General features: G+C 44.8%; 24 protein-coding genes. 5 read left to right on the top strand and 19 right to left on the bottom strand.

The annotated features are described in order from the left end of the window. Positions 1–11: 11 nt before the first annotated feature. The 18 genes from atpH to AB4517_RS03930 form a co-directional block, all read right to left on the bottom strand. The gene (gene atpH, locus AB4517_RS04015) at positions 12–545 is read right to left on the bottom strand and encodes a F0F1 ATP synthase subunit delta (RefSeq protein ID WP_017058795.1); all 534 of its coding nucleotides are present in this window, start codon (positions 543–545) and stop codon (positions 12–14) included. Positions 546–560: 15 nt separating this feature from the next. Further along, positions 561–1,031 (bottom strand): F0F1 ATP synthase subunit B, encoded by a 471-nt coding sequence (gene atpF, locus AB4517_RS04010; protein ID WP_032545592.1) that lies wholly within the window; start codon positions 1,029–1,031, stop codon positions 561–563. Positions 1,032–1,090: 59 nt separating this feature from the next. After that, on the bottom strand, positions 1,091–1,348 hold the full coding sequence (atpE, locus tag AB4517_RS04005; RefSeq protein ID WP_004411110.1) for a F0F1 ATP synthase subunit C: 258 nt from the start codon (positions 1,346–1,348) through the stop codon (positions 1,091–1,093). A 48-nt stretch (positions 1,349–1,396) separates the two neighbouring features. Next, entirely contained in the window at positions 1,397–2,194 is a 798-nt protein-coding gene (gene atpB / locus AB4517_RS04000) for a F0F1 ATP synthase subunit A (protein WP_017058797.1), read from the bottom strand. Positions 2,195–2,202: 8 nt separating this feature from the next. Continuing rightward, positions 2,203–2,592, bottom strand: coding sequence for a F0F1 ATP synthase subunit I (locus AB4517_RS03995; RefSeq protein WP_017058798.1), 390 nt, complete (start codon positions 2,590–2,592; stop codon positions 2,203–2,205). Between the two features lie 192 nt (positions 2,593–2,784). Next, complete coding sequence (locus tag AB4517_RS03990) at positions 2,785–3,666, bottom strand: ParB/RepB/Spo0J family partition protein (protein ID WP_017058799.1); 882 nt, start codon at positions 3,664–3,666, stop codon at positions 2,785–2,787. Positions 3,667–3,689: 23 nt separating this feature from the next. Continuing rightward, a complete protein-coding gene (locus AB4517_RS03985) occupies positions 3,690–4,463 on the bottom strand; it encodes a ParA family protein (RefSeq protein WP_017077301.1) in 774 nt (257 codons plus the stop codon). A 14-nt stretch (positions 4,464–4,477) separates the two neighbouring features. After that, positions 4,478–5,110, bottom strand: coding sequence for a 16S rRNA (guanine(527)-N(7))-methyltransferase RsmG (gene rsmG, locus AB4517_RS03980; protein WP_372147926.1), 633 nt, complete (start codon positions 5,108–5,110; stop codon positions 4,478–4,480). Next, positions 5,110–7,005 carry a tRNA uridine-5-carboxymethylaminomethyl(34) synthesis enzyme MnmG gene (gene mnmG / locus AB4517_RS03975; protein ID WP_017058802.1) on the bottom strand — a complete coding sequence of 632 codons (1,896 nt, stop codon included), beginning with the start codon at positions 7,003–7,005 and terminating at the stop codon, positions 5,110–5,112. The genes rsmG and mnmG overlap by 1 nt, the downstream gene beginning before the upstream one ends. Before the next feature lie 482 nt (positions 7,006–7,487). Beyond that, positions 7,488–7,922 carry an FMN-binding protein MioC gene (mioC, locus tag AB4517_RS03970; RefSeq protein WP_017058804.1) on the bottom strand — a complete coding sequence of 145 codons (435 nt, stop codon included), beginning with the start codon at positions 7,920–7,922 and terminating at the stop codon, positions 7,488–7,490. Between the two features lie 50 nt (positions 7,923–7,972). Further along, on the bottom strand, positions 7,973–9,334 hold the full coding sequence (gene mnmE, locus AB4517_RS03965) for a tRNA uridine-5-carboxymethylaminomethyl(34) synthesis GTPase MnmE (RefSeq protein WP_029235098.1): 1,362 nt from the start codon (positions 9,332–9,334) through the stop codon (positions 7,973–7,975). Between the two features lie 130 nt (positions 9,335–9,464). Next, positions 9,465–11,087: a membrane protein insertase YidC gene (gene yidC / locus AB4517_RS03960; RefSeq protein ID WP_017058806.1), complete on the bottom strand. Its 1,623-nt coding sequence runs from the start codon at positions 11,085–11,087 to the stop codon at positions 9,465–9,467. A gap of 2 nt (positions 11,088–11,089) precedes the next feature. After that, complete coding sequence (gene yidD / locus AB4517_RS03955; protein ID WP_004735802.1) at positions 11,090–11,347, bottom strand: membrane protein insertion efficiency factor YidD; 258 nt, start codon at positions 11,345–11,347, stop codon at positions 11,090–11,092. Next, positions 11,314–11,637 (bottom strand): ribonuclease P protein component, encoded by a 324-nt coding sequence (gene rnpA, locus AB4517_RS03950; protein ID WP_017055478.1) that lies wholly within the window; start codon positions 11,635–11,637, stop codon positions 11,314–11,316. The genes yidD and rnpA overlap by 34 nt, the downstream gene beginning before the upstream one ends. A gap of 45 nt (positions 11,638–11,682) precedes the next feature. Further along, positions 11,683–11,817 carry a 50S ribosomal protein L34 gene (gene rpmH, locus AB4517_RS03945; RefSeq protein WP_004735800.1) on the bottom strand — a complete coding sequence of 45 codons (135 nt, stop codon included), beginning with the start codon at positions 11,815–11,817 and terminating at the stop codon, positions 11,683–11,685. Between the two features lie 206 nt (positions 11,818–12,023). Then, on the bottom strand, positions 12,024–12,761 hold the full coding sequence (locus AB4517_RS03940) for an amino acid ABC transporter ATP-binding protein (protein ID WP_017063027.1): 738 nt from the start codon (positions 12,759–12,761) through the stop codon (positions 12,024–12,026). Next, entirely contained in the window at positions 12,758–13,429 is a 672-nt protein-coding gene (locus AB4517_RS03935) for an amino acid ABC transporter permease (protein WP_009848134.1), read from the bottom strand. The genes AB4517_RS03940 and AB4517_RS03935 overlap by 4 nt, the downstream gene beginning before the upstream one ends. Positions 13,430–13,564: 135 nt before the next feature. Then, positions 13,565–14,314: an amino acid ABC transporter substrate-binding protein gene (locus AB4517_RS03930; RefSeq protein ID WP_009848135.1), complete on the bottom strand. Its 750-nt coding sequence runs from the start codon at positions 14,312–14,314 to the stop codon at positions 13,565–13,567. Between the two features lie 311 nt (positions 14,315–14,625). On the opposite strand from AB4517_RS03930, the gene dnaA reads away from it, so the two are divergent. The 4 genes from dnaA (at position 14,626) to gyrB (ending at position 20,797) form a co-directional block, all read left to right on the top strand. Beyond that, positions 14,626–16,047 (top strand): chromosomal replication initiator protein DnaA, encoded by a 1,422-nt coding sequence (gene dnaA / locus AB4517_RS03925; RefSeq protein WP_017058808.1) that lies wholly within the window; start codon positions 14,626–14,628, stop codon positions 16,045–16,047. An 81-nt stretch (positions 16,048–16,128) separates the two neighbouring features. Continuing rightward, positions 16,129–17,229, top strand: coding sequence for a DNA polymerase III subunit beta (dnaN, locus tag AB4517_RS03920; RefSeq protein WP_017058809.1), 1,101 nt, complete (start codon positions 16,129–16,131; stop codon positions 17,227–17,229). A 53-nt stretch (positions 17,230–17,282) separates the two neighbouring features. Continuing rightward, on the top strand, positions 17,283–18,362 hold the full coding sequence (gene recF / locus AB4517_RS03915; RefSeq protein WP_017058810.1) for a DNA replication/repair protein RecF: 1,080 nt from the start codon (positions 17,283–17,285) through the stop codon (positions 18,360–18,362). A 17-nt stretch (positions 18,363–18,379) separates the two neighbouring features. After that, a complete protein-coding gene (gene gyrB, locus AB4517_RS03910; protein ID WP_017058811.1) occupies positions 18,380–20,797 on the top strand; it encodes a DNA topoisomerase (ATP-hydrolyzing) subunit B in 2,418 nt (805 codons plus the stop codon). A gap of 239 nt (positions 20,798–21,036) precedes the next feature. On the opposite strand, the gene AB4517_RS03905 is transcribed toward gyrB, so the two are convergent. Next, a complete protein-coding gene (locus AB4517_RS03905; protein ID WP_267869012.1) occupies positions 21,037–21,159 on the bottom strand; it encodes a hypothetical protein in 123 nt (40 codons plus the stop codon). A 142-nt stretch (positions 21,160–21,301) separates the two neighbouring features. Between AB4517_RS03905 and AB4517_RS03900 the strand changes: the two genes are divergently transcribed. Then, a complete protein-coding gene (locus AB4517_RS03900; RefSeq protein ID WP_009848140.1) occupies positions 21,302–21,736 on the top strand; it encodes an Hsp20 family protein in 435 nt (144 codons plus the stop codon). Positions 21,737–21,841: the final 105 nt, after the last annotated feature.

Here is a 21,841-nt window from a genome sequence, read left to right as displayed (position 1 = left end):
TCCAATCCCCATTAAGACTGCAATGCATCGCTCAGGCGGTCTAAACGACTGCGCGCTGAGTTATCGATGACTAGGTCTCCGGCTCGAATAATAACTCCACTTAGTAGAGTCTCATCTATACTGCAATTCAGCTGAACTTTGCGCGCTAAGCGCTGTTCCAATTTGCTGCTGATCTCTGCGCGTTGTTCTTTAGAAAGTTCAACCGCTGAAGTGACTTCAACGTCGATCTCTTTCTCGTGCTCTTGTTTGAGCAATAAGAACTCTTTGCAAACATCAGGAAAAGCCATTAAGCGGCCATTCTCTGCCATTACTTTTATCAAGTTCTGGCCGAATTCATCAAATTGTTCGCCACAAATTACAATGAATACTTCAGCTAATTTTTCAGCAGTTTGAGAGCTGCTTAAGAAATTGTGAACATCATCATTTTGTGCCACTTCGGCAGCAAAAGTAAGCATCTGACCCCATTGGTCTAGCTCACCTTTCTCTACCGCAAAGTCAAACGCTGCTTTAGCATAGGGGCGTGCGATTGTAGTCAAATCAGACATATACAGCCCCTTGCTTTAAAGTTTTGCAGTAATGTTGTTAAGAAGATCATCGTGTACATCTTTATCGATTGTACGCTCAAGGATTTTCTCAGCACCAGCAATTGCCAGAGTTGCGACTTGTTTGCGCAGGTCATCACGGGCACGTGTGCGCTCAGCTTCAATTTCGGCTTCCGCTTGCGCTAAGATTTTCTGGCGTTCTGCCTGAGCCTCTTCGCGAGCTTCATCAATAATTTGAGCCTTGCGTTTATTTGCCTGTTCAATAACCTCAGTTGCGGTGCGCTTCGCTTCTTTCAATTGGTCAGAAGCGTTGGCTTGTGCTAGATCCAAGTTTTTAGCAGCGCGTTCAGCGGCTACTAGACCGTCAGCAATTTTTTTCTGACGCTCTTCAATTGCTTGCATGATTGGTGGCCATACATATTTCATGCAGAACCAAACAAACATAGAAAAAGCAATTGCTTGACCTAACAGAGTTGCGTTCATATTCACAACAGCTACCCCTCGTTAAGAATCAACTACAAAAATTTAATTAACTAATTAACAGTTAATTAGCCTGCTAGTTGACCAACAAATGGGTTAGCAAACGTGAATAGTAGTGCGATTACGATACCGATCATTGGAACAGCATCCAGTAGACCAGCGATGATGAACATCTTAACTTGTAGCATTGGAGCCATTTCAGGTTGACGCGCAGCGCCTTCTAGGAATTTACCACCAAGAATAGCAAAACCAATTGCAGTACCTACGGCACAAAGACCAACAATAATAGCAACAGCGATTGCTGAAAAACTTAGTACAGTTTCCATTTACGTTCTCCGATTAACATTAATAGTTAGAATAAAACTTAAAAATTTTTAGTGATCGCCATCTTCATGGGCCATTGATAAATAAACAATTGTTAACATCATGAAAACAAATGCTTGAATCAAAATAACCAAGATATGGAAGATAGCCCAAGGTAGAGAGCCTACCCATTGTAAATACCACGGTAGCATTGCCGCACAAAGAATGAATACAACCTCACCTGCGAACATGTTACCGAATAGACGCATACCAAGTGATAGAGGCTTCGCGAGTAGCGATACCACTTCAATCAGTAGGTTAAACGGGATCATGATTGGGTGATTAAATGGATGTAAAGCAAGTTCTTTGGCGAATCCACCTAAGCCTTTTACTTTGATGCTGTAGTAGATCATCAGAGCAAAAACACCTAAGGCCATTGACATGGTTATATTAACATCAGCTGAAGGAACCACTTTCAAATAAGGGATACCTAGCCAATGCTCCGCAGGATATGGTAAGAAATCGATAGGCACTAAGTCCATCAAGTTCATTAAAATAATCCAGCAGAATATAGTCAGTGCTAATGGAGCAATCAGAGGGTTGCGGCCATGGAAAGTGTCTTTAACGTTGCCATCAACGAATTCAACTACCATTTCAACAAAACACTGAAGCTTACCAGGTACACCTACTGTTGCTTTCTTAGCGACTGAGCGAAAAACCCAAAGGAATAACATCCCTGTCAACACCGAAAAAAACAGACTGTCTATATGTACGTTCCAGAAACTTGTCTCCTCTACAAGACCAAACTTAGCTAAAGAAAGGTTTTGTAAGTGGTGCTCAATGTATCCGGATGCTGTTGGCGCAGCCATAACTCATCCTATTTTTTATTGTTAATGAAAAGCACTGGCGCAAAGATATTAATACCTAGAACCAGTAAATAGGTCAGTTTGAGGGGAACTAATTCCACCTGCATATACATGTAGACAATAGAGAATAGTAGAACTGTGATAAGGATTTTTAGCGCTTCGCCTGCATAGAACGACGCCGCAACTAACTTAGTTGCGCGAGCTCCACTAAATAGGAAAGCACACACACAAAAAACTGCATTTGCGATGACAAAAATACCGCCACCGATTAATGCAGCAAAACCCCAATCAGGATTAACAGCTAAACCTAACCCTATCGCCACTAATATAACCGCGCTAAGCTCGATCAATAACATTTGCTTTGCAAGCACTCGTCCTGGTCTTGCTAACGCCGCTACCATGTATTCGTTCCTCTTTTAAGCCTTCTTTACTACTCGCTTAAAAGCGTGCTGAGAAATTGGCGAAAATTATACGTTCAGCCAAATTGATTGCAATAACAATGCAGCAATCATTTACATTTTTGCATACAAACCTACAACTTTTGTACGAAATTACTTGTTTATTACATAATTGACCTAAATCAATTATCTCATTTAGTACTCTAGTTTAGCAATAAGTTGCTCTAATTTGTGAGGCTCATCAAGAGTAATTGTCACTTTTGACTTACCGCTAACAGAACGAGTAACTGAAACGTTTGCTTGCAATTTTTCCGTGAGTCTTCGTGAAAGTTCGATAGCTTCTGTGTCTTCAGGCTTCGATTCACCTTCAACGTCTGGTTTTAAGCACTTTTTGACAAGTTGCTCAGTTTGACGCACGGTCATTTTTTTGGTTGCCGCAGTGTTTGCTGCTTCAACCTGGGTATCACCTTCAAGCGCAAGCAGTGCTCGAGCATGCCCCATTTCCAGTTGTTTATTGGAAACTAAACCTTTTACTTCATTTTCGAGCTGATTTAGACGTAATAAGTTACTCACCGTAGCTCTCGATTTACCGATTACATCAGCGACTTGTTGGTGTGTCAGCTCAAATTCGTTCTGTAGTCGCTCTAGCGCTTGTGCTTCTTCGATAACATTCAGATCTTCACGCTGAATATTCTCAATCAACGCCATCGCGATAGCGGCTTTGTCTTCGACTCTCTTGACCAAACATGGCACTTGTTTAAGGCCAGCTTGACGAGCCGCTCTCCAACGACGTTCACCAGCAATAATCTCGAACTGGTCGTGCGCCAATGGGCGAACTACGATCGGTTGGATAATGCCTTGAGATTGAATTGATGCTGCCAGCTCTTCTAGCGCTTCAGGCGCAATATCCTTACGCGGTTGATATACACCAGGCTTCAAGCAACCAACAGCCAGTTCAATAAGCTCACCATCAGCCGACAACGCCTGACTATGAGAAGCAACTTGCTGTTTTTCACGAGCCAATGAGCTAGTTGCAAGCAATGCATCTAGCCCTTTTCCTAAACCACGCTTAGACATTGAGCGAATTCCTTTGGTTGGACCTATACTGGGACTTCTTCACGACGCAACATTTCGCCAGCAAGAGCAAGGTAAGCCTTAGCTCCTGCGGAATATTTGTCGTAGTACATTGCTGGCTTGCCATGACTCGGCGCTTCTGCCAAACGTACATTTCGAGGGATCACAGTTCGGTAAACTTTGCTACCGAAGTGTTTTTTGAGTTGATCAGAGACTTCATTCGATAAGCGGTTACGAGGATCATACATTGTACGAAGAAGACCTTCGATCTTCAGATTCTCGTTTACTACCGCAGCGAGCTTACTGATGGTATCCATCAATGCAGTCAAACCTTCCAAAGCAAAATATTCACATTGCATAGGAACCAATACGGAATCGGCCGCAGCCATCGCGTTGATTGTAAGAAGGTTCAATGAAGGTGGGCAATCAATAAAGATGAAATCATAGTTGTCGCGAATGGATTCGAGTGCGTTTTTTAAACGAACTTCACGAGCAAATACTTCCATTAACTTGATTTCTGCCGCAGTCACATCACCGTTTGCGGCGATGAGGTCATAATTGCCAGATGTACTTCGGCAAACTACCTCATCAAATGGGGTGTCTTCAACCAGCAAATCGTAAGCAGTTGCTTCAACTTGATACTTATCGACACCGCTCGCCATAGTGGCATTACCTTGAGGATCGAGGTCAACAACCAATATCTTGCGTTTTGTTGCCGCCATTGATGCTGCCAAATTAATGCAAGTTGTTGTTTTTCCTACGCCGCCCTTCTGGTTGGCAATTGCTACGATTTTACCCACTATGGCCTCGCTGATTATCCCTGACGCGATAAAGTAACTAGATGACGCTCTCCATCAAGCTCTGGCACTTGCAAAGCTTTAATGTCTGTCACTGAACACCATTCAGGTAACAGGTCGATTTCGTCTCTAGGATGTTGTCCCTTAAGAGCCAAAAATACACCGGATTGCTCTTTAGGTAAATGGTGACACCACTCTACCATGTCTGTCATTGACGCAAATGCGCGACTGAGCACGACATCAAACTTTTCTTCTGGTTGAAATTCTTCAACGCGACTTTGAACCGGTACCACGTTGTCGATACCCAGCTCATGAATCACCTGTTTGATAAAACGAATACGCTTACCTAGGCTGTCTAGCAAGTAAAACTCGCAGTCTGGATTCATGATTGAGAGCGGAATCCCAGGAAGACCAGGTCCCGTACCCACATCGATAAAGCGCTTACCTTGTAAGTGAGTGCTAACAATGATGCTATCTAAGATATGTTTCACCATCATTTCTTGTGGGTCACGAACTGATGTTAGGTTATAAGCTTTGTTCCACTTGTTCAGTAACTCAACGTAGCCAACCAACTGGCCACGTTGTTTTTCAGATACTTCAAGTTCAGTCTGGCCAATAAGGTGATCCAGTTTTTCGCGTAATGCGCTCATTATGCTTCCTCACCTTTTTTCAACAGGCCGTGTTTTTTCAAGTAAACCAACAGAATTGAGATTGCTGCAGGTGTGATACCTGAAATTCGCGAAGCAATACCAATTGAGTCAGGCTTAGCTGTCGTTAGTTTAAGAACCACTTCGTTAGAAAGTCCTTTTACCTTGCTGTAATCGATATCAGCAGGCAGTTTGGTGTTTTCATGACGCAGTGATTTTTCAATTTCGTCTTGTTGACGCTGAATGTAACCATCGTACTTCACTTGGATCTCAACTTGCTCAGACGCTTGTTGATCTTCCAGTGCAGGACCAAAACGATCCAATGCGGTTAACTGTGAATAAGTCATTTCAGGGCGACGAAGAAGATCTTCACCGCTCGCTTCACGAGACATTGGTGTTTTCAGAATTTGGTTCAGTTGATCAATATCTTCAGATTTTGGATTAATCCAAGTCTCTTTCAGACGTTGACGCTCCTTCTCCATGTTTTCCATCTTCTCGTTGAAACGAGCCCAACGAGCGTCATCAACAAGGCCAAGTTCACGCGACTTTTCAGTCAAGCGGATATCGGCGTTGTCTTCACGAAGCAGCAGACGGTATTCCGCGCGAGACGTAAACATGCGGTAAGGTTCTTTGGTACCCATGGTCGATAGGTCGTCAATAAGCACGCCCATGTAAGCTTGGTCACGACGCGGACTCCAGCCTTCTTTGCCTTGAGTAAACAAACTCGCGTTCAGACCCGCCATTAAGCCTTGTGCAGCTGCTTCTTCGTAGCCAGTGGTACCGTTGATTTGACCCGCAAAGAATAGACCTTTGATAAACTTAGTTTCGTAAGTCAGCTTAAGGTCGCGAGGATCAAAGAAATCGTACTCAATCGCATAGCCAGGGCGAACGATATGAGCATTTTCAAAACCCTTCATCGAACGAACAATTTGAACCTGTACATCAAAAGGCAGACTGGTAGAGATACCATTCGGGTATAGCTCATGAGTCGTTAGACCTTCAGGCTCAATAAAAATCTGGTGGCTGTTCTTGTCAGCAAAACGCATCACTTTGTCTTCAATTGAAGGACAGTAGCGAGGGCCAATACCTTCAATAACACCCGCATACATTGGGCTACGATCGAGATTAGCGCGAATTACGTCATGCGTATTTTCATTGGTATGCGTGATGTAACATGGAATTTGACGAGGTTGTTGAGCTCGGCTGCCCATGAACGAGAAAACAGGCGTCGGGTTATCACCGTGCTGAACCTCAAGCTCAGAAAAATCAACGCTACGCGCATCGATACGAGGAGGAGTACCTGTTTTCAGGCGATCAACTCGGAATGGAAGATCACGAAGACGGTCAGCCAGTGCGATCGATGGTGGATCACCAGCACGGCCACCTGAAGAACTTTCCATACCAATATGGATCTTGCCGCCTAGGAATGTGCCCACAGTCAGAACCACAGCGCTTGCGCGGAACTTAAGGCCCATCTGCGTTACCACACCTACCACTTGATCCTGTTCAACGATCAAGTCATCAACCGACTGTTGGAACAAAGTCAGGTTTGGCGTGTTTTCAAGAACGTTACGAACAAAGGCTTTGTACAGTGCGCGGTCAGCTTGTGCACGAGTAGCACGAACCGCAGGGCCTTTTGATGCGTTCAATGTTCTGAACTGAATACCTGCATGATCAATAGCTTGCGCCATTAATCCACCCATTGCATCGACCTCTTTTACCAAGTGGCCCTTACCGATCCCGCCAATGGCTGGGTTACAAGACATTTGTCCTAGTGTATCGATATTATGAGTAAGTAATAACGTACTTTGACCAGTACGTGCAGATGCGAGTGCGGCTTCCGTTCCTGCATGGCCACCACCAACAACGATGACGTCAAATTTTTCGTGATAAAGCATGAACCGACCTCAGGTATTCAAACGTTTTCTAGATTGATAAAAAGGAGCGATATTCTACCTGTTTTCATAGCCTGAGAAAACGTTTTTGGGATTTTTCGAAAAAGCTGTTTTTAATTAATATAGATAAGATCTTTAAGGAGATCTTTTATTAGATCTATTATTAGGATCGAGGGTATCTGTGGATAAGTCGGAAATGATCAACGAGATCATGGATCTTTTTTGGATCAAATGATGTGATCTAACTTTGATCAGGATGAGGATTAGCTGGGATCAAAATGGCTACTTATTCACAGGAGGAAATTAGCCTAAAACTTGTTATTTGGATAACTATAGGTTAATCACCGTATATGTATGATCTTATCCACAGCAGAAATTGAAAATAGATCGCTAATTTTCGATGTTTTTGAAAAAAAGTTATTCACAATCACGATGTTCAGAGACAAAAAAAGCGGCATAAGCCGCTTTTTGAGAGAGGAGAGAGGTTAAAACTGGTCGCTATGATCGTTGAACCAAGCTTCTGCTGCGTCTTCTGGTACCGGAGTTTCCAATACATCGATGGTAAAACAGTCAGAAATAGGCTGAGCACCGAGCTCTTTCATCTGGCTGTGGACTGATTTTCCCGCCAAACAGAAGGTATCGTAACTCGAATCACCAAGCGCCACGACAGCAAAGCGAACCGGGCTTAAATCTGGAGATTGCTGGGTCAATGCGTCGATAAACGGCTTAATATTATCTGGAAATTCACCCGCACCATGAGTTGAAGTCACCAGCAACCAAAAGCCTTGTTGGGGAATATCATCGAATTCAGGCTGATTATGAAGGGTGATCTCGTGGCCTTGCTCTTCAAGAAGATCATTAAGGTGATCGCCAACGTACTCTGCACCACCTAAGGTGCTGCCTGTAATAATGTGGATCATTAAGCTGTCCTTACTAAAGAAAAAGGCCAGCATGAGCCGGCCTTTAAAGGTTATTTACCAATACAGAAAGAGGTGAAGATACGGCCGAGTAGGTCATCGGAACTGAATTCACCAGTAATCTCGTTAAGGTGTTGCTGCGTTATACGCAGTTCTTCTGCCAAGATTTCCCCTGCCATATAGCCTTCGAGCTGTTGCTGGCCAATATCTAGATGCTCAGATGCGCGTTCTAGGGCATCTAAGTGGCGACGACGTGCCATGAAGCCACCTTCATTGCCACCAGCAAAGCCCATGCAATCTTTTAAGTGATTACGTAGTGCATCAACGCCTTGTCCCGTCTTTGCTGATAGTCGAATCAGAGTTGGATCATTAACATGGCAAATCCCGAGATCTTCACCGGTTTGATCGGCTTTGTTACGAATCACGGTCATTCCGATGTTATTCGGCAGACGATCAACGAAATCTGGCCAGATATCTTTCGGGTCGGTTGCATCGGTAGTGGTGCCATCGACCATAAATAAAACGCGATCGGCTTGAGCAATTTCTTCCCAAGCGCGTTCAATACCGATTTTTTCGACTTCATCCGAGGCTTCACGCAGGCCTGCGGTATCAATAATGTGCAGTGGCATACCATCAATATGGATATGTTCACGAAGTACATCACGGGTTGTACCTGCAATATCAGTCACAATCGCGGAGTCTTTACCCGATAATGCATTCAGTAAGCTCGACTTACCGGCATTAGGACGACCTGCAATCACCACCTTCATACCTTCACGCATGATGGCACCTTGATTGGCTTCTTGGCGAACCGCTTCGAGGTTGTCGATGATAGCTTGTAAGTCAGCACTTACTTTACCGTCAGCAAGGAAATCAATCTCTTCTTCTGGGAAGTCGATAGCGGCTTCAACATAGATGCGTAAGTGAATCAGAGAATCCACCAGCGTATTAATGCGTTTTGAAAACTCGCCTTGTAACGATTGCAGAGCTGATTTCGCCGCTTCTTCTGAACTGGCATCAATGAGGTCAGCAATCGCTTCTGCTTGGGTTAAATCCATCTTGTCGTTCAAGAAGGCACGCTCCGAGAACTCACCTGGGCGTGCTGCGCGTAGCCCTGGAATAGCGAGGATGCGCTTGATGAGCATATCCATTACCACAGGACCACCGTGGCCTTGCAGCTCTAAAACGTCTTCACCGGTAAACGAGTGCGGGTTAGGAAAGTAAAGCGCGATGCCTTGGTCTAGCTCTAAACCATCGTGAGATTTAAAAGGGGTGTACTCAGCGTAACGTGGTTTCAGTACTTTGCCGGTAACTTCAAGCGCAACTTGGGCTGCTTGTGGGCCTGAAACGCGAATAATACCGACGCCGCCACGGCCGGGTGCAGTCGCTTGAGCAACAATCGTATCTGTAGTCATAGTTGTGCCTGCTAGCATGTGAAAGCCAAAAAGGGGCGCTCACGATTAATCAATTAGCTGAATTGTAATCAGCTAAAAACAAAAAGGCGACCTTTTGGTCGCCTTTCTTTGTCTCTTTCTATTATCGAACTTACTTAGAATGTAAGCCTTTCTTTTCCAGCGCGCGGTAGATAAGCGTTTGCTGAATCAGAGTTACGATGTTCGATACTAGCCAGTATAGAACCAGACCTGAAGGGAAGAACAGGAAGAAGAATGTGAACATAACCGGCATAAAGGTCATGATCTTCTGCTGCATTGGATCCGTTACAGTTGTCGGGCTCATCTTCTGGATTAGGAACATTGAAGCACCCATCAGAAGTGGCAAGATGTAGTATGGGTCTTGTGCTGAAAGGTCAGTAATCCAACCGAAGAACGGTGAGTGACGCAGTTCAACAGACTCCATTAGTGCCCAGTATAGCGAAATGAAGATAGGCATTTGCAGAAGGATAGGTAAACAGCCACCTAGTGGGTTTACTTTCTCTTTCTTGTAAAGCTCCATCATTTCTTGGCTCATGCGTTGACGGTCGTCGCCGATACGCTCACGCATTGCAGTCAGCTTAGGCTGAAGCATACGCATTTTCGCCATAGACGTGTACTGAGCTTTCGTTAGTGGGTACATAGCACCACGAACGATGAAAGTTAGACAGATGATTGCCAGACCCCAGTTCACAACGATGCCTTGAATGAACGAAAGCAGAGTATGAAGTGGTTTAGCAATGAACCATAACCAACCGTAGTCAACTACTAGGTCTAGGTTAGGTGCAACAGCAGCCATTTGGTCTTGAAGTTTAGGACCAACCCAAAGCGTTGCTTTGAAGTTTGCTTCGTCGCCAGTAGCGATGGTTTTGTTCGGCATGCGAACACCGATGTCGCCAAGGTTACCAATTACACGAGTGTAAAGGTTGCTGCCTGCTTCGTCGCGTGGGATCCATGCACTTGCAAAGTAGTGCTGAATCATCGCTGCCCAACCTTGACCGTTTGCTAGGTTAAGAGACAGGTTGCGATCTTGCATGTCGTCGAAGCTGTATTTTTTGTAACGCGTATCTTCCGTAGAGTAAGCACCACCACGGTAAGTTGGCATTGTTAGGCTACCGCCGTCATCCATTACGTTCTGACGCAGGTGAGCGTACATGCCGAATGTCGCGTTGTTACCAGAGTTGTTGACTACATCGTATTCAACATCCATTGCGTAGCTGCCACGCTTAAGGATGAATGTTTTCGTGTAATCAAGGCCGTTCGCTTGGTAAGTCATCGGGATGCGTAGTTCATCCTGACCATCAGCAAGCGTGAAGCTGTCTGCTGAAACTGTGTAGCTTGGGCGGTTTGTGCTGCTTAAATCGATACCTTGAGGACCCACTAGACCGCTTTGTGCGATAAATTGGTGACCTGGTTCGTTTTTAAGAAGAACAAACGTATCTTCAGAATCGAACTCAGCAGAGTAATCGTTTAGGTTTGCTTTAACGACATCACCACCAACCGTATCAATTGACAGAGTCAGTACATCAGTTGTTACTGTGATAGTTTTAGCAGAAGAAGCAACTTGACCAGGAGCCGGGTCTAGATCATCTGCATAAGATGGCGCTGGTAGGGTGCTGCCAGATTGTGCCTGCTCAACCGCTTGTGGTGCTGGATTCTGAGCTACGTTCCATTGTTGGAACAGTAGGAAAGAAACCAAAGCCAATGCGATTAACAGGATATTACGTTGAGAATCCATCGTTATTTATCTCTGTCTTGTTTTTGGACTGGTGGAACGGGGTCAAAGCCCCCTTCGTTCAAAGGATGGCATTTTAATAGACGTTTGCCTGATAACCAACACCCTTTTACAAAACCGTGAGCTTTCAACGCTTCTATCGCATATAAAGAGCAGGTTGGAGTAAATCGGCAGCGTGGGCCGATGAGTGGACTAATAAACCATCTATAAAAATAGATGGGTATTAGCGCTATCCACGCGAAGGGCGAGACAGGCGAAGCCATAATTTGTCGAGTAGCTTGAACATTTCTTCATTGCTTAAATCTTGCGCGCTCTTCTTAGCGATTACAACAAAATCTTTGTTAGGAAGTTTGTGTTGAGTGTTACGAAAGCTTTCACGAGTAAGACGCTTGAATCGGTTACGACCCACGGCGGTTTTAATCTGCTTTTTCGGAACGGCTAATCCAAGACGAGGATTTGAAAGAGAGTTATTTCGGGCAATGATGGTGAAATGAGGGGAGCCAGCTCGATGAGCTTGCTTGAAGACATTTTGATAATGTTCGGGAGTTAACAAGCGTAACTCCCGACCGAAGGCTAGCTTATTCAAAATAATCAAAGATTACTTAGAAAGACGCTTACGGCCTTTTGCACGACGTGCATTGATTGTTGCGCGACCGTTCTTAGTAGCCATGCGAGCACGGAAACCGTGAGTACGCTTACGCTTTAGAACTGTAGGTTGAAAAGTGCGTTTCATTGTAATTACCTTACTGATCAGTAGTTTTAGGTTTTTGTTAAACCCGGCGTGGGCATTTTTTCTCTTCTTTATATAAGAAAGGAAAACCGACGCCTCTCAACAAAGAGGCGGAATTGTAATCACTGTCACAAAAAGTGTCAATGATTGGGTTAACTAAAATTCCGGTCGGGGGATTATACGTAGAATAACTAAAATCACAAGGATCCTTAGTCGATCCCAACCTTATTTAAGAATTTTTTTAATTTAGGATCCTGTGGATTACCAAAAATATCCTGTGGAGATCCCTGCTCGATAATATGACCGTCAGCCATGAAGATCACTCGGTCTGCGACCTCTCTCGCGAACTGCATTTCATGGGTAACCACCAGCATGGTTTGATGCTGATTTGCCAGTTTTTTCATTAGGTTAAGCACTTCGCCAACCCACTCAGGATCGAGCGCTGAAGTCGGCTCATCAAACAGTAAAAGCTCGGGTTGTAGTGCCATTGCACGGCCAATACCCACCCGTTGTTGCTGGCCACCAGAGAGCGCGGCTGGGTAGCTATCACCTTTGTCACCTAAGCCAATATCATCAAGTATTTGTTGTGCTTTTTCATGGGCTTGCTGTTTTTTCCAACCACGAACGGTAATTAAACCTTCAGCAATATTCTGTCTCGCGGTTTGGTGAGCGAACAGTGCATAGTTTTGGAACACAAAACCGGTCTTACGACGCAGTGCAAGCACCTCTGCCTTAGTGTGTTTCTGAGTATCAACCTTGATATCATCAATCGAAATCGTGCCTTGATCGGCTTGCTCTAGAAAATTCACACAACGCAGTAGGGTAGATTTACCCGTACCACTTGAACCTATGATGACAATTATCTCACCTTGTTTGATTTCTAGGTCGATCCCTTTCAAAACTTCGGTGTCACCAAACTGCTTGTGGATACTTTGTAATTTGATCATCGTACATACGCCTTATTCAGTTTCACTTCGGCCCAAATTTGAATACGAGTGAGGATAACCACCACGCCCCAGTAAATCAGTGCGACTGCTAAGAAAGCCTCGAAGAAGCGGAAACTTGAAGAAGCCTCCATCTGAGCTTTAGCCATGATTTCGGCGACACCTAGGGTGAAGGCAAGTGAAGTCGACTTGATCATATCGATGAAGTAGTTCATCAACGACGGCAGTGCCACGCGAGTTGCTTGCGGTAAGATCACTCGGCGCATCGCTTGGCTGGTTGTCATACCGACCGAAAGGCTGGCTTCCATCTGGCTGCGATCAATACCGATAATCGCGGCACGAATACTTTCTGCCATATACGCGGCAAAGTGCAGGGTTAAGCCAATCACAGCGGCGCTGAAGGCATCCAACCCAACCATCCACGGGAAGACTTGTGGTAAGCCGTAATAAAGGAGGAACAGCTGCACCAACAGTGGTGTGCCTCGGAAGAAGCTAATGTACAGCTGGCTCAGTTGGTCGAGCACTGGGATTTTGAATACACGAATATTCGCCAGTATCAGAGACAGGATCAGAGCAAAGAACAAGCCCCAGGTCGCCATCTCCATCGTGGTGCCTAAATACTTCAGTAGTATTGGCAACAGCTCTAGCATGTAATTAAAGTCAAATCCCATAATCTATCTCGTATTTTTATTGGCAGTGTTGTTCTATATGTAAGTACTGTTGTATCAGGTTTTTTAATCAGTGCACAAAAGAAAAAAGCCCACCGCTGTATAAAGCAGTGGGCCTTGAATGGAGAAAGTGAGTAATTACTTCTGAGTAATGTCCGCACCAAACCATTTCTGAGAGATACTTTCTAGCGTACCATCTGCGCGCATTGCTGCTAATGCTTCATTTACTTCTGCTTGCAGTTTTTTGCCGTTATCGTTGTCGACGAAAGGCCAAGCGTTTTCAATTGTTTCGAATGGCTGACCTGCTAGTTGTAATGGTAGACCAGTCTTCTTGATAAGCTCTAGTGCTGATAGGCGATCCATTACGAATGCATCGGCACGACCCAGTGCCACGTCATGTTCAATACCTGTATCGTAGGTTTTTACATTGATCTTGCCATCTTTGTCGTAGCTGCGAAGCAGTTGTTCAAAGTTTGAGCCTAGGTTTACCGCAACCGTCTTGCCATCAAGGTCTTCGATGCCTTTAATGCTGTCATTACCTTTACGAACGGTAATTTGTGCGCCGTCTACTACGTATGGGTCTGCGAATAGGTATTTCGCTTTACGTGCATCCGTCATTGTAATTTGGTTTGAAATGGTATCGATGCGACCCGTTTCAAGAAGACCAAACAGACCAGAGAAGTTTGCCGTTACGTATTCAACCTTGTAATCGTTACGCTTACCGATCTCATCCCATAAATCCACTTCAAAACCCTGTAGCTGGTCTTGTTTAACGAACGTAAACGGGAAATAGCGACCAGACATGCCGACTTTAACTTCAGTCGCAGCTTGAACAGTAGCAGCAGAGAGTGCGATAGCCGCAATTGCAGCCTTAATCCAGTTATTCATTTGGTAACTCCTTATATTTATGGGTTTGGATGTTACTGGGAAAATGCTCACTAGAATAAATAACCAGATGTTATTAACCATAACCAGATTGAATTCCCGATTTGGGGATAACTAGCAAGGATCCGGGCATAAGTGGATCATTGTGTGAGTAAATTAGGGGCAAGATGTGTGGATCCACCGATAAATTACAAATTTATTGTGAATAACTTGGATCTTATTCACTGGATCTGTGATCAATTGCTGGTGATCTGACTTATCAACAGGTAAAATTAGCGGTCATTTCATATTACTTTAAATAGAGTGAGGGCACCGTGTCATCTTCGCTTTGGTTGCAGTGTTTGCAACAGCTTCAAGAAGAGTTACCAGCTACAGAATTCAGTATGTGGGTTCGTCCGTTACAAGCGGAACTCAATGACAATACTCTAACTCTATTTGCACCGAACCGTTTCGTACTCGATTGGGTTCGTGATAAGTATCTAAATAGCATTAACCGTCTGCTGCAAGAATATTGCGGTAACGATATCCCACATCTTCATTTTGAAGTGGGAAGCAAGCGTGTGATTGCACCAAAGCCTGCGACACCGACACCAACTCAGACTCGCACTGCAGCTGATGTGGCCGCTGAGTCATCAGCACCTGCGCAATTACAAGCTCGCAAACCTGTCCATAATATCTGGCGTGATGAAGAGCCTGTCGCGGTTGACTTGAATCACCGCTCAAACGTGAACCCAAAACATAAGTTCAATAACTTTGTTGAAGGTAAGTCGAACCAACTCGGTTTGGCTGCGGCACGTCAGGTTTCTGATAACCCAGGTACAGCCTACAACCCGTTGTTCCTATACGGCGGCACTGGTTTAGGTAAAACGCACTTGTTGCATGCGGTGGGTAACGCCATTGTTGATAATAAGCCGAATGCGAAAGTGGTTTACATGCACTCAGAGCGTTTTGTTCAGGATATGGTAAAGGCTCTGCAAAACAACGCGATCGAAGAATTTAAGCGCTACTACCGTAGTGTTGATGCATTGCTTATCGATGACATCCAATTCTTTGCTAATAAAGAGCGTTCTCAAGAAGAGTTCTTCCATACCTTTAACGCGCTGCTTGAAGGCAATCAACAGATCATCCTAACGTCTGACCGTTATCCAAAAGAGATCAACGGGGTAGAAGATCGTCTTAAATCTCGTTTCGGCTGGGGTTTGACGGTAGCTATTGAGCCACCAGAGCTTGAGACACGTGTTGCGATCTTGATGAAGAAAGCCGAAGACCACCAAATTCACCTTGCGGATGAAGTGGCGTTCTTTATTGCCAAGCGTCTACGCTCTAACGTTCGTGAACTGGAAGGCGCATTGAACCGTGTTATTGCGAATGCAAACTTCACTGGCCGCCCGATCACGATCGACTTCGTGCGTGAAGCACTGCGTGACCTACTTGCACTGCAAGAAAAACTGGTCACTATTGATAACATTCAAAAGACAGTAGCCGAGTACTACAAAATCAAAGTCGCTGATCTATTGTCTAAGCGTCGTTCTCGTTCTGTTGCTCGTCCACGTCAATTGGCGATGGCACTGGCGAAAGAGCTAACAAACCACAGCTTGCCTGAGATTGGCGATGCATTCGGTGGTCGTGACCACACGACGGTACTGCATGCTTGTCGTAAGATTGCTCAGCTGCGTGAAGAGAGCCACGACATTAAAGAAGATTATTCGAACTTGATTCGTACCCTTTCTTCTTAATACACAGTATTCTTAACCTTAATAAGCAGAATCTTGGCCACGTACTATTACGCAGTGCCATTTAGACCGTAAGAGCAAGATATGAAATTTACCATTGAACGTAGTCACCTGATTAAGCCATTACAACAAGTATCTGGCGCACTCGGTGGCAGGCCAACGCTTCCAATTCTAGGAAACCTACTGATTAAAGTAGAAGATAACGTGTTGTCGATGACAGCGACGGATCTAGAAGTTGAACTGATCAGCCGTGTAACGCTTGAAGGTGATTTCGAAGCGGGTAGCATTACCGTACCTTCACGTAAATTCCTAGATATCTGCCGTGGATTGCCAGATAACTCAGTGATCACGGTGGTATTGGATGGTGACCGTATTCAGGTTCGCTCTGGTCGTAGCCGCTTCTCTTTAGCAACATTACCTGCGGCAGATTTTCCAAATATTGAAGACTGGAGCAGTGAAGTTGAAGTGTCAGTGACACAAGCTGAACTTCGCGGTCTTATCGAGAAAACACAATTCTCAATGGCGAACCAAGATGTTCGTTACTACCTCAACGGTATGTTGTTTGAGATTGAAGGCTCTATCCTGCGCAGCGTAGCGACCGATGGTCACCGTATGGCAGTATCTCAAGCACAACTGGGTGCGGATTTTGCTCAGAAGCAGATCATTGTTCCTCGTAAAGGTGTTCAAGAGTTAGTGAAGCTATTGGATGCACCTGAACAGCCAGTAACACTGCAAATTGGTAACTCTAACGTGCGAGCTGAAGTGAACAACTATGTCTTCACTTCTAAGCTGGTTGATGGTCGTTTCCCTGATTATCGCCGCGTAATGCCGCAAAATACCACCAAGACACTTGAAGCTGGCTGTGATGAATTACGTTCAGCATTTTCTCGTGCTGCGATTCTATCGAATGAAAAATTCCGTGGTGTTCGCGTTAACCTTGCGGATAGCGAGATGCGCATTACCGCGAACAACCCAGAGCAAGAAGAAGCAGAAGAAGTACTCGATGTTAACTTCGACGGTGACGCGCTAGAGATTGGCTTCAACGTAAGCTACGTATTGGATGTTCTGAACACACTGCGTTGTGAACAGGTTCGCATCTCAATGTCAGACGCCAATGCGAGTGCTCTTATCGAGAACGCACAAGATGACAGCGCGATGTACGTTGTTATGCCAATTCGCTTATAAGCAGCCCTATGTTGACCTACCGAGTCGTGATTGAAGATTAATATGAAGACGTTATGCCTTTATCGCGCTTAATCGTTAAGCAGTTTAGAAATATTGAAGCCTGTGACATTCAACCGTCATCAGGCTTTAACTTTCTTATAGGGGCTAACGGAAGCGGCAAAACCAGTGTCCTTGAAGCTGTGTATCTGCTCGGACATGGTCGCTCATTCAAGAGTTCACTTACCGGTCGTATCATACAAAACGAGTGTAGTGAGCTGTTTGTACATGGCCGTTTTATGACCTCGGATCAATTTGAGCTGCCAATTGGCATTAATAAGCAGCGCGATGGCACGACAGAGGTTAAAATAAGCGGTCAAACTGGGCAAAAGTTGGCTCAGTTAGCTCAAGTCTTACCTTTGCAGTTGATTCACCCTGAAGGGTTTGATTTACTAACCGATGGACCTAAGCATCGCCGAGCATTCATTGATTGGGGAGTCTTCCACAGTGAGTCGGGCTTTTATGATGCGTGGGGCAGGGTAAAGCGCCTCAATAAGCAGCGAAACGCCTTATTGAAAACGGCAACGCACTATCGAGAGCTGAGCTATTGGGACCAAGAATTGGCCCGTTTAGCAGAAAGCATCAGTCAGTGGCGTGCCACCTACGTTGATCAGCTCAAAGAAGTCGCCGAAGAAATCTGTGCGACCTTCCTTCCTGAGTTTGAGATAAAGATTAACTACTATCGTGGCTGGGACAAAGACACCCCGTACGCCGATATATTAGAAAAGAATTTTGAAAGGGATCAGCAGCTTGGTTACACCTTTAGTGGGCCAAACAAAGCGGATCTGAAGATAAAAGTGAACGGCACTCCAGTGGAAGATGTCTTGTCACGAGGTCAATTGAAGTTGATGGTGTGCGCGCTACGAGTAGCACAAGGGCAACACCTCACTCAAATGACAGGTAAGCAGTGCATCTATTTGATAGATGACTTCGCTTCCGAATTAGATAGCCAACGCCGAGCACGTCTTGCTGAGTGTTTAAAGGCGACCCAGGCTCAAGTTTTTGTAAGCTCTATTACCGCTGATCAGATTGCAGATATGCATGACGAAAATAGCAGGATGTTTCATGTGGAACATGGCAAAATAGAGCAAGGATAATTAGTCAGAGAGTAACTATGTCAGATAATTACGATTCATCGAGTATTAAAGTACTGAAGGGTCTGGATGCGGTACGTAAGCGTCCTGGAATGTACATTGGCGACACGGATGATGGTACCGGTCTGCACCACATGGTTTTTGAGGTGGTAGATAACTCTATTGATGAAGCGCTAGCTGGTCACTGTAATGACATCATTGTAACTATCCATGAAGATAGTTCTGTGTCTGTGAGCGATGACGGCCGTGGTATTCCAACAGAATTGCACCCAGAAGAAAACGTATCTGCAGCCGAAGTAATCATGACGGTTCTTCACGCTGGTGGTAAGTTCGATGATAACTCGTACAAGGTATCTGGTGGTCTGCACGGTGTTGGTGTTTCAGTAGTTAACGCACTTTCTAAGCAAGTTACTCTTACTATCCACCGCGGTGGCAAAATCCACACTCAAACCTACAGCCACGGTGAGCCTCAAGCGCCACTAGCGGTTATCGGTGACACGGATAAAACAGGTACAGAGATTCGTTTCTGGCCGAGTGAAGAAACCTTCACTAACATCGAGTTCCATTACGACATTTTAGCTAAGCGTCTACGTGAGCTATCATTCTTGAACTCAGGTGTATCAATTAAGCTAATTGACGAGCGCGAAGAAGACAAAATGGATCACTTCGAATACGAAGGCGGTATCCAAGCGTTTGTTGAACACCTTAATACTAACAAAACGCCAATCATCCAAAAAATCTTCCACTTTAACTCTGAGCGCGAAGACGGTATTACCGTTGAAGTTGCGATGCAGTGGAATGACGGCTACCAAGAAAACATCTACTGTTTCACCAACAACATCCCTCAACGCGATGGTGGTGCTCACTTAGCAGGTTTCCGTGCGGCGCTAACGCGTACTCTGAACAGCTTCATGGACAAGGAAGGCTTCTCTAAGAAAGCGAAGACTGCGACCTCTGGTGATGATGCTCGTGAAGGTCTGACGGCGATTGTTTCTGTTAAAGTGCCTGATCCTAAGTTCTCAAGCCAAACTAAAGATAAGCTGGTTTCTTCAGAAGTGAAGTCTGCCGTTGAATCTACAATGGGTGAGAAGTTGTCTGAGTTCCTTATTGAGAACCCAGGTGAAGCGAAAACAGTTTGTTCTAAAATTATTGATGCAGCACGTGCTCGTGATGCAGCGCGTAAAGCTCGTGAAATGACTCGTCGTAAAGGCGCATTAGATTTAGCGGGTCTTCCTGGTAAGCTTGCTGACTGTCAGGAAAAAGATCCTGCACTGTCTGAACTATATATTGTGGAAGGAGACTCTGCTGGCGGTTCAGCTAAGCAGGGGCGTAACCGTAAGAACCAAGCAATCCTACCGCTGAAAGGTAAAATCCTTAACGTAGAGAAAGCACGTTTCGATAAAATGCTGTCTTCTCAAGAAGTAGCAACGCTAATCACCGCTCTTGGTTGTGGTATTGGTCGTGACGAATACAACCCAGATAAACTGCGTTACCACAACATCATCATCATGACCGATGCCGATGTCGATGGTTCTCACATCCGTACCCTGCTACTGACGTTCTTCTACCGTCAAATGCCAGAGCTGATTGAACGTGGCTACATCTACATTGCTCAACCGCCACTTTACAAAGTGAAGAAAGGTAAGCAAGAGCAGTACATTAAAGATGAAGATGCGATGAACCAGTATCAAGTATCTTTGGCTTTAGACAACGCAGAACTGCACGTAAACCCTGAAGCGCCAGCATTTGCAGGTGAAGGTTTAGAGAAGCTTGTTCAGCAATACAATGCAGGCATCAAGCTTGTTGATCGTATGAGCCGCCGTTACCCACGCGCATTGGTTCACGAACTGATTTACGTTCCTCGTCTAACGGCTGAGCAGTGTCATGATGACGCGGCAGTTGAAGCTTGGGGTAAGCAGCTTGTTGAACAGCTAAACGCGAAAGAAGTAGGTGCAAGCCAATACAGCCTTGAAGTTGAAAAACACGAAGAGCTAGGCTTAAGCGTTCCTAAGATTGTGGTTCGTACTCATGGTGTGACTCATGAACACCTACTAAGCATCGATCTTATTAACTCTAAAGAGTTTGGTAAGCTAGCGGATCTTTCTGAAGCTCTTGATGGCTTGATTGAAGAAGGCGCTTACATTAAGCGTGGTGAGCGTACTCAAGAAGTTTCTAGCTTCGTTGATGCTCTGAACTGGTTAGTGAAAGAGTCTCGTCGTGGTCTAAGCCTACAGCGATACAAAGGTCTAGGCGAGATGAACCCGGATCAACTTTGGGAAACCACAATGGATCCTGAAACTCGCCGTATGATGCAAGTAACAATTGAAGACGCTGTTGGTGCTGATTTGTTGTTTACGACGCTAATGGGTGACCAAGTTGAACCTCGTCGTAACTTCATCGAAGAGAATGCACTGAAAGTAGCAAACCTAGACGTTTAGTCTCTTTGATACTTCGCTCTTTGGCTTAATTTCTGTGTCAGAGGTGCTCACATACATTCGTATGCTCCGCGCCTCTTCCTTGAACTAAAGCCAAATAGCTTCGTCTCAAAAAACTAAAATCATTTTAAAGCACTATCCTTTGGATGGTGCTTTTTTATGTTTGTAAGATATTGAAAAATATTGAGTTGCAAAAATAATTGAAAATAACCCCTTGAAACTATTTTGCTCAATCCATATATCTATTTGTGAAGAGGATGACTGTCTTGCTCTACAAGAGAAGAAACAGAACCTTCATTACCGCTAACGAAGTATCGCTCAATAGAGGATAACTTTGGCAGCACACAACTTAAAAATTGATTCATTGCCATGTCCCAGCGTTGTCGCCAATAGAGGTGAAACCCGAGGAATGCGAATTGAATCTCTTAGCTGTTTACTGGGTCACACACAGGTTAGATCCAAGTAAAATTCGCAGCTAAGACTATTGCTTACTAAAAGGATAGCATTATGAGAACTGTAGATTTCACTCCACTTTACCGCAACGCAATCGGCTTCGATCGTCTATTCAACATGATGGAAGCGAATACATCGAAGAACTCTTCTGGCGGTTACCCTCCATACAACATCGAGCAAAAAGACGAGAACAACTACCGTATTACTATGGCAGTCGCTGGTTTTGCTGATGACCAATTAGATCTGACTCAGAAAGAGAACATGCTAATTGTGAAAGGTGAGCGTAAAGCAGAAGCAGAGAAAACCTTCGTATACCAAGGTATCGCAGAGCGCGATTTCGAGCGTAAATTCCAACTGGCTGACTACGTAAAAGTGGTAGGTGCAAGCATGGAAAATGGTCTTCTTCACATCGACCTCGAACGCGAAATCCCAGAAGCGATGCAACCACGTAAGATTGCTATCAATGGTAATAGTCTACTAGAAGGCTAATTACTGTTAGCTCCTTAGAGCTAAAAAATATCGGGAAGTAAAAGTGAAAGAGCACCTAATGAGGTGCTCTTTTTGTATTTGACCTGCGGTAAGCTAAAAGCTCTT

Source organism: Vibrio sp. 10N.222.52.C3, from assembly GCF_041474195.1.
In the GTDB taxonomy this organism is placed as follows: Bacteria; Pseudomonadota; Gammaproteobacteria; order Enterobacterales; family Vibrionaceae; genus Vibrio; species Vibrio crassostreae_C.
Note: the sequence above shows the minus strand (reverse complement) of the source record. Positions and strands in the feature narration are given on the sequence as shown.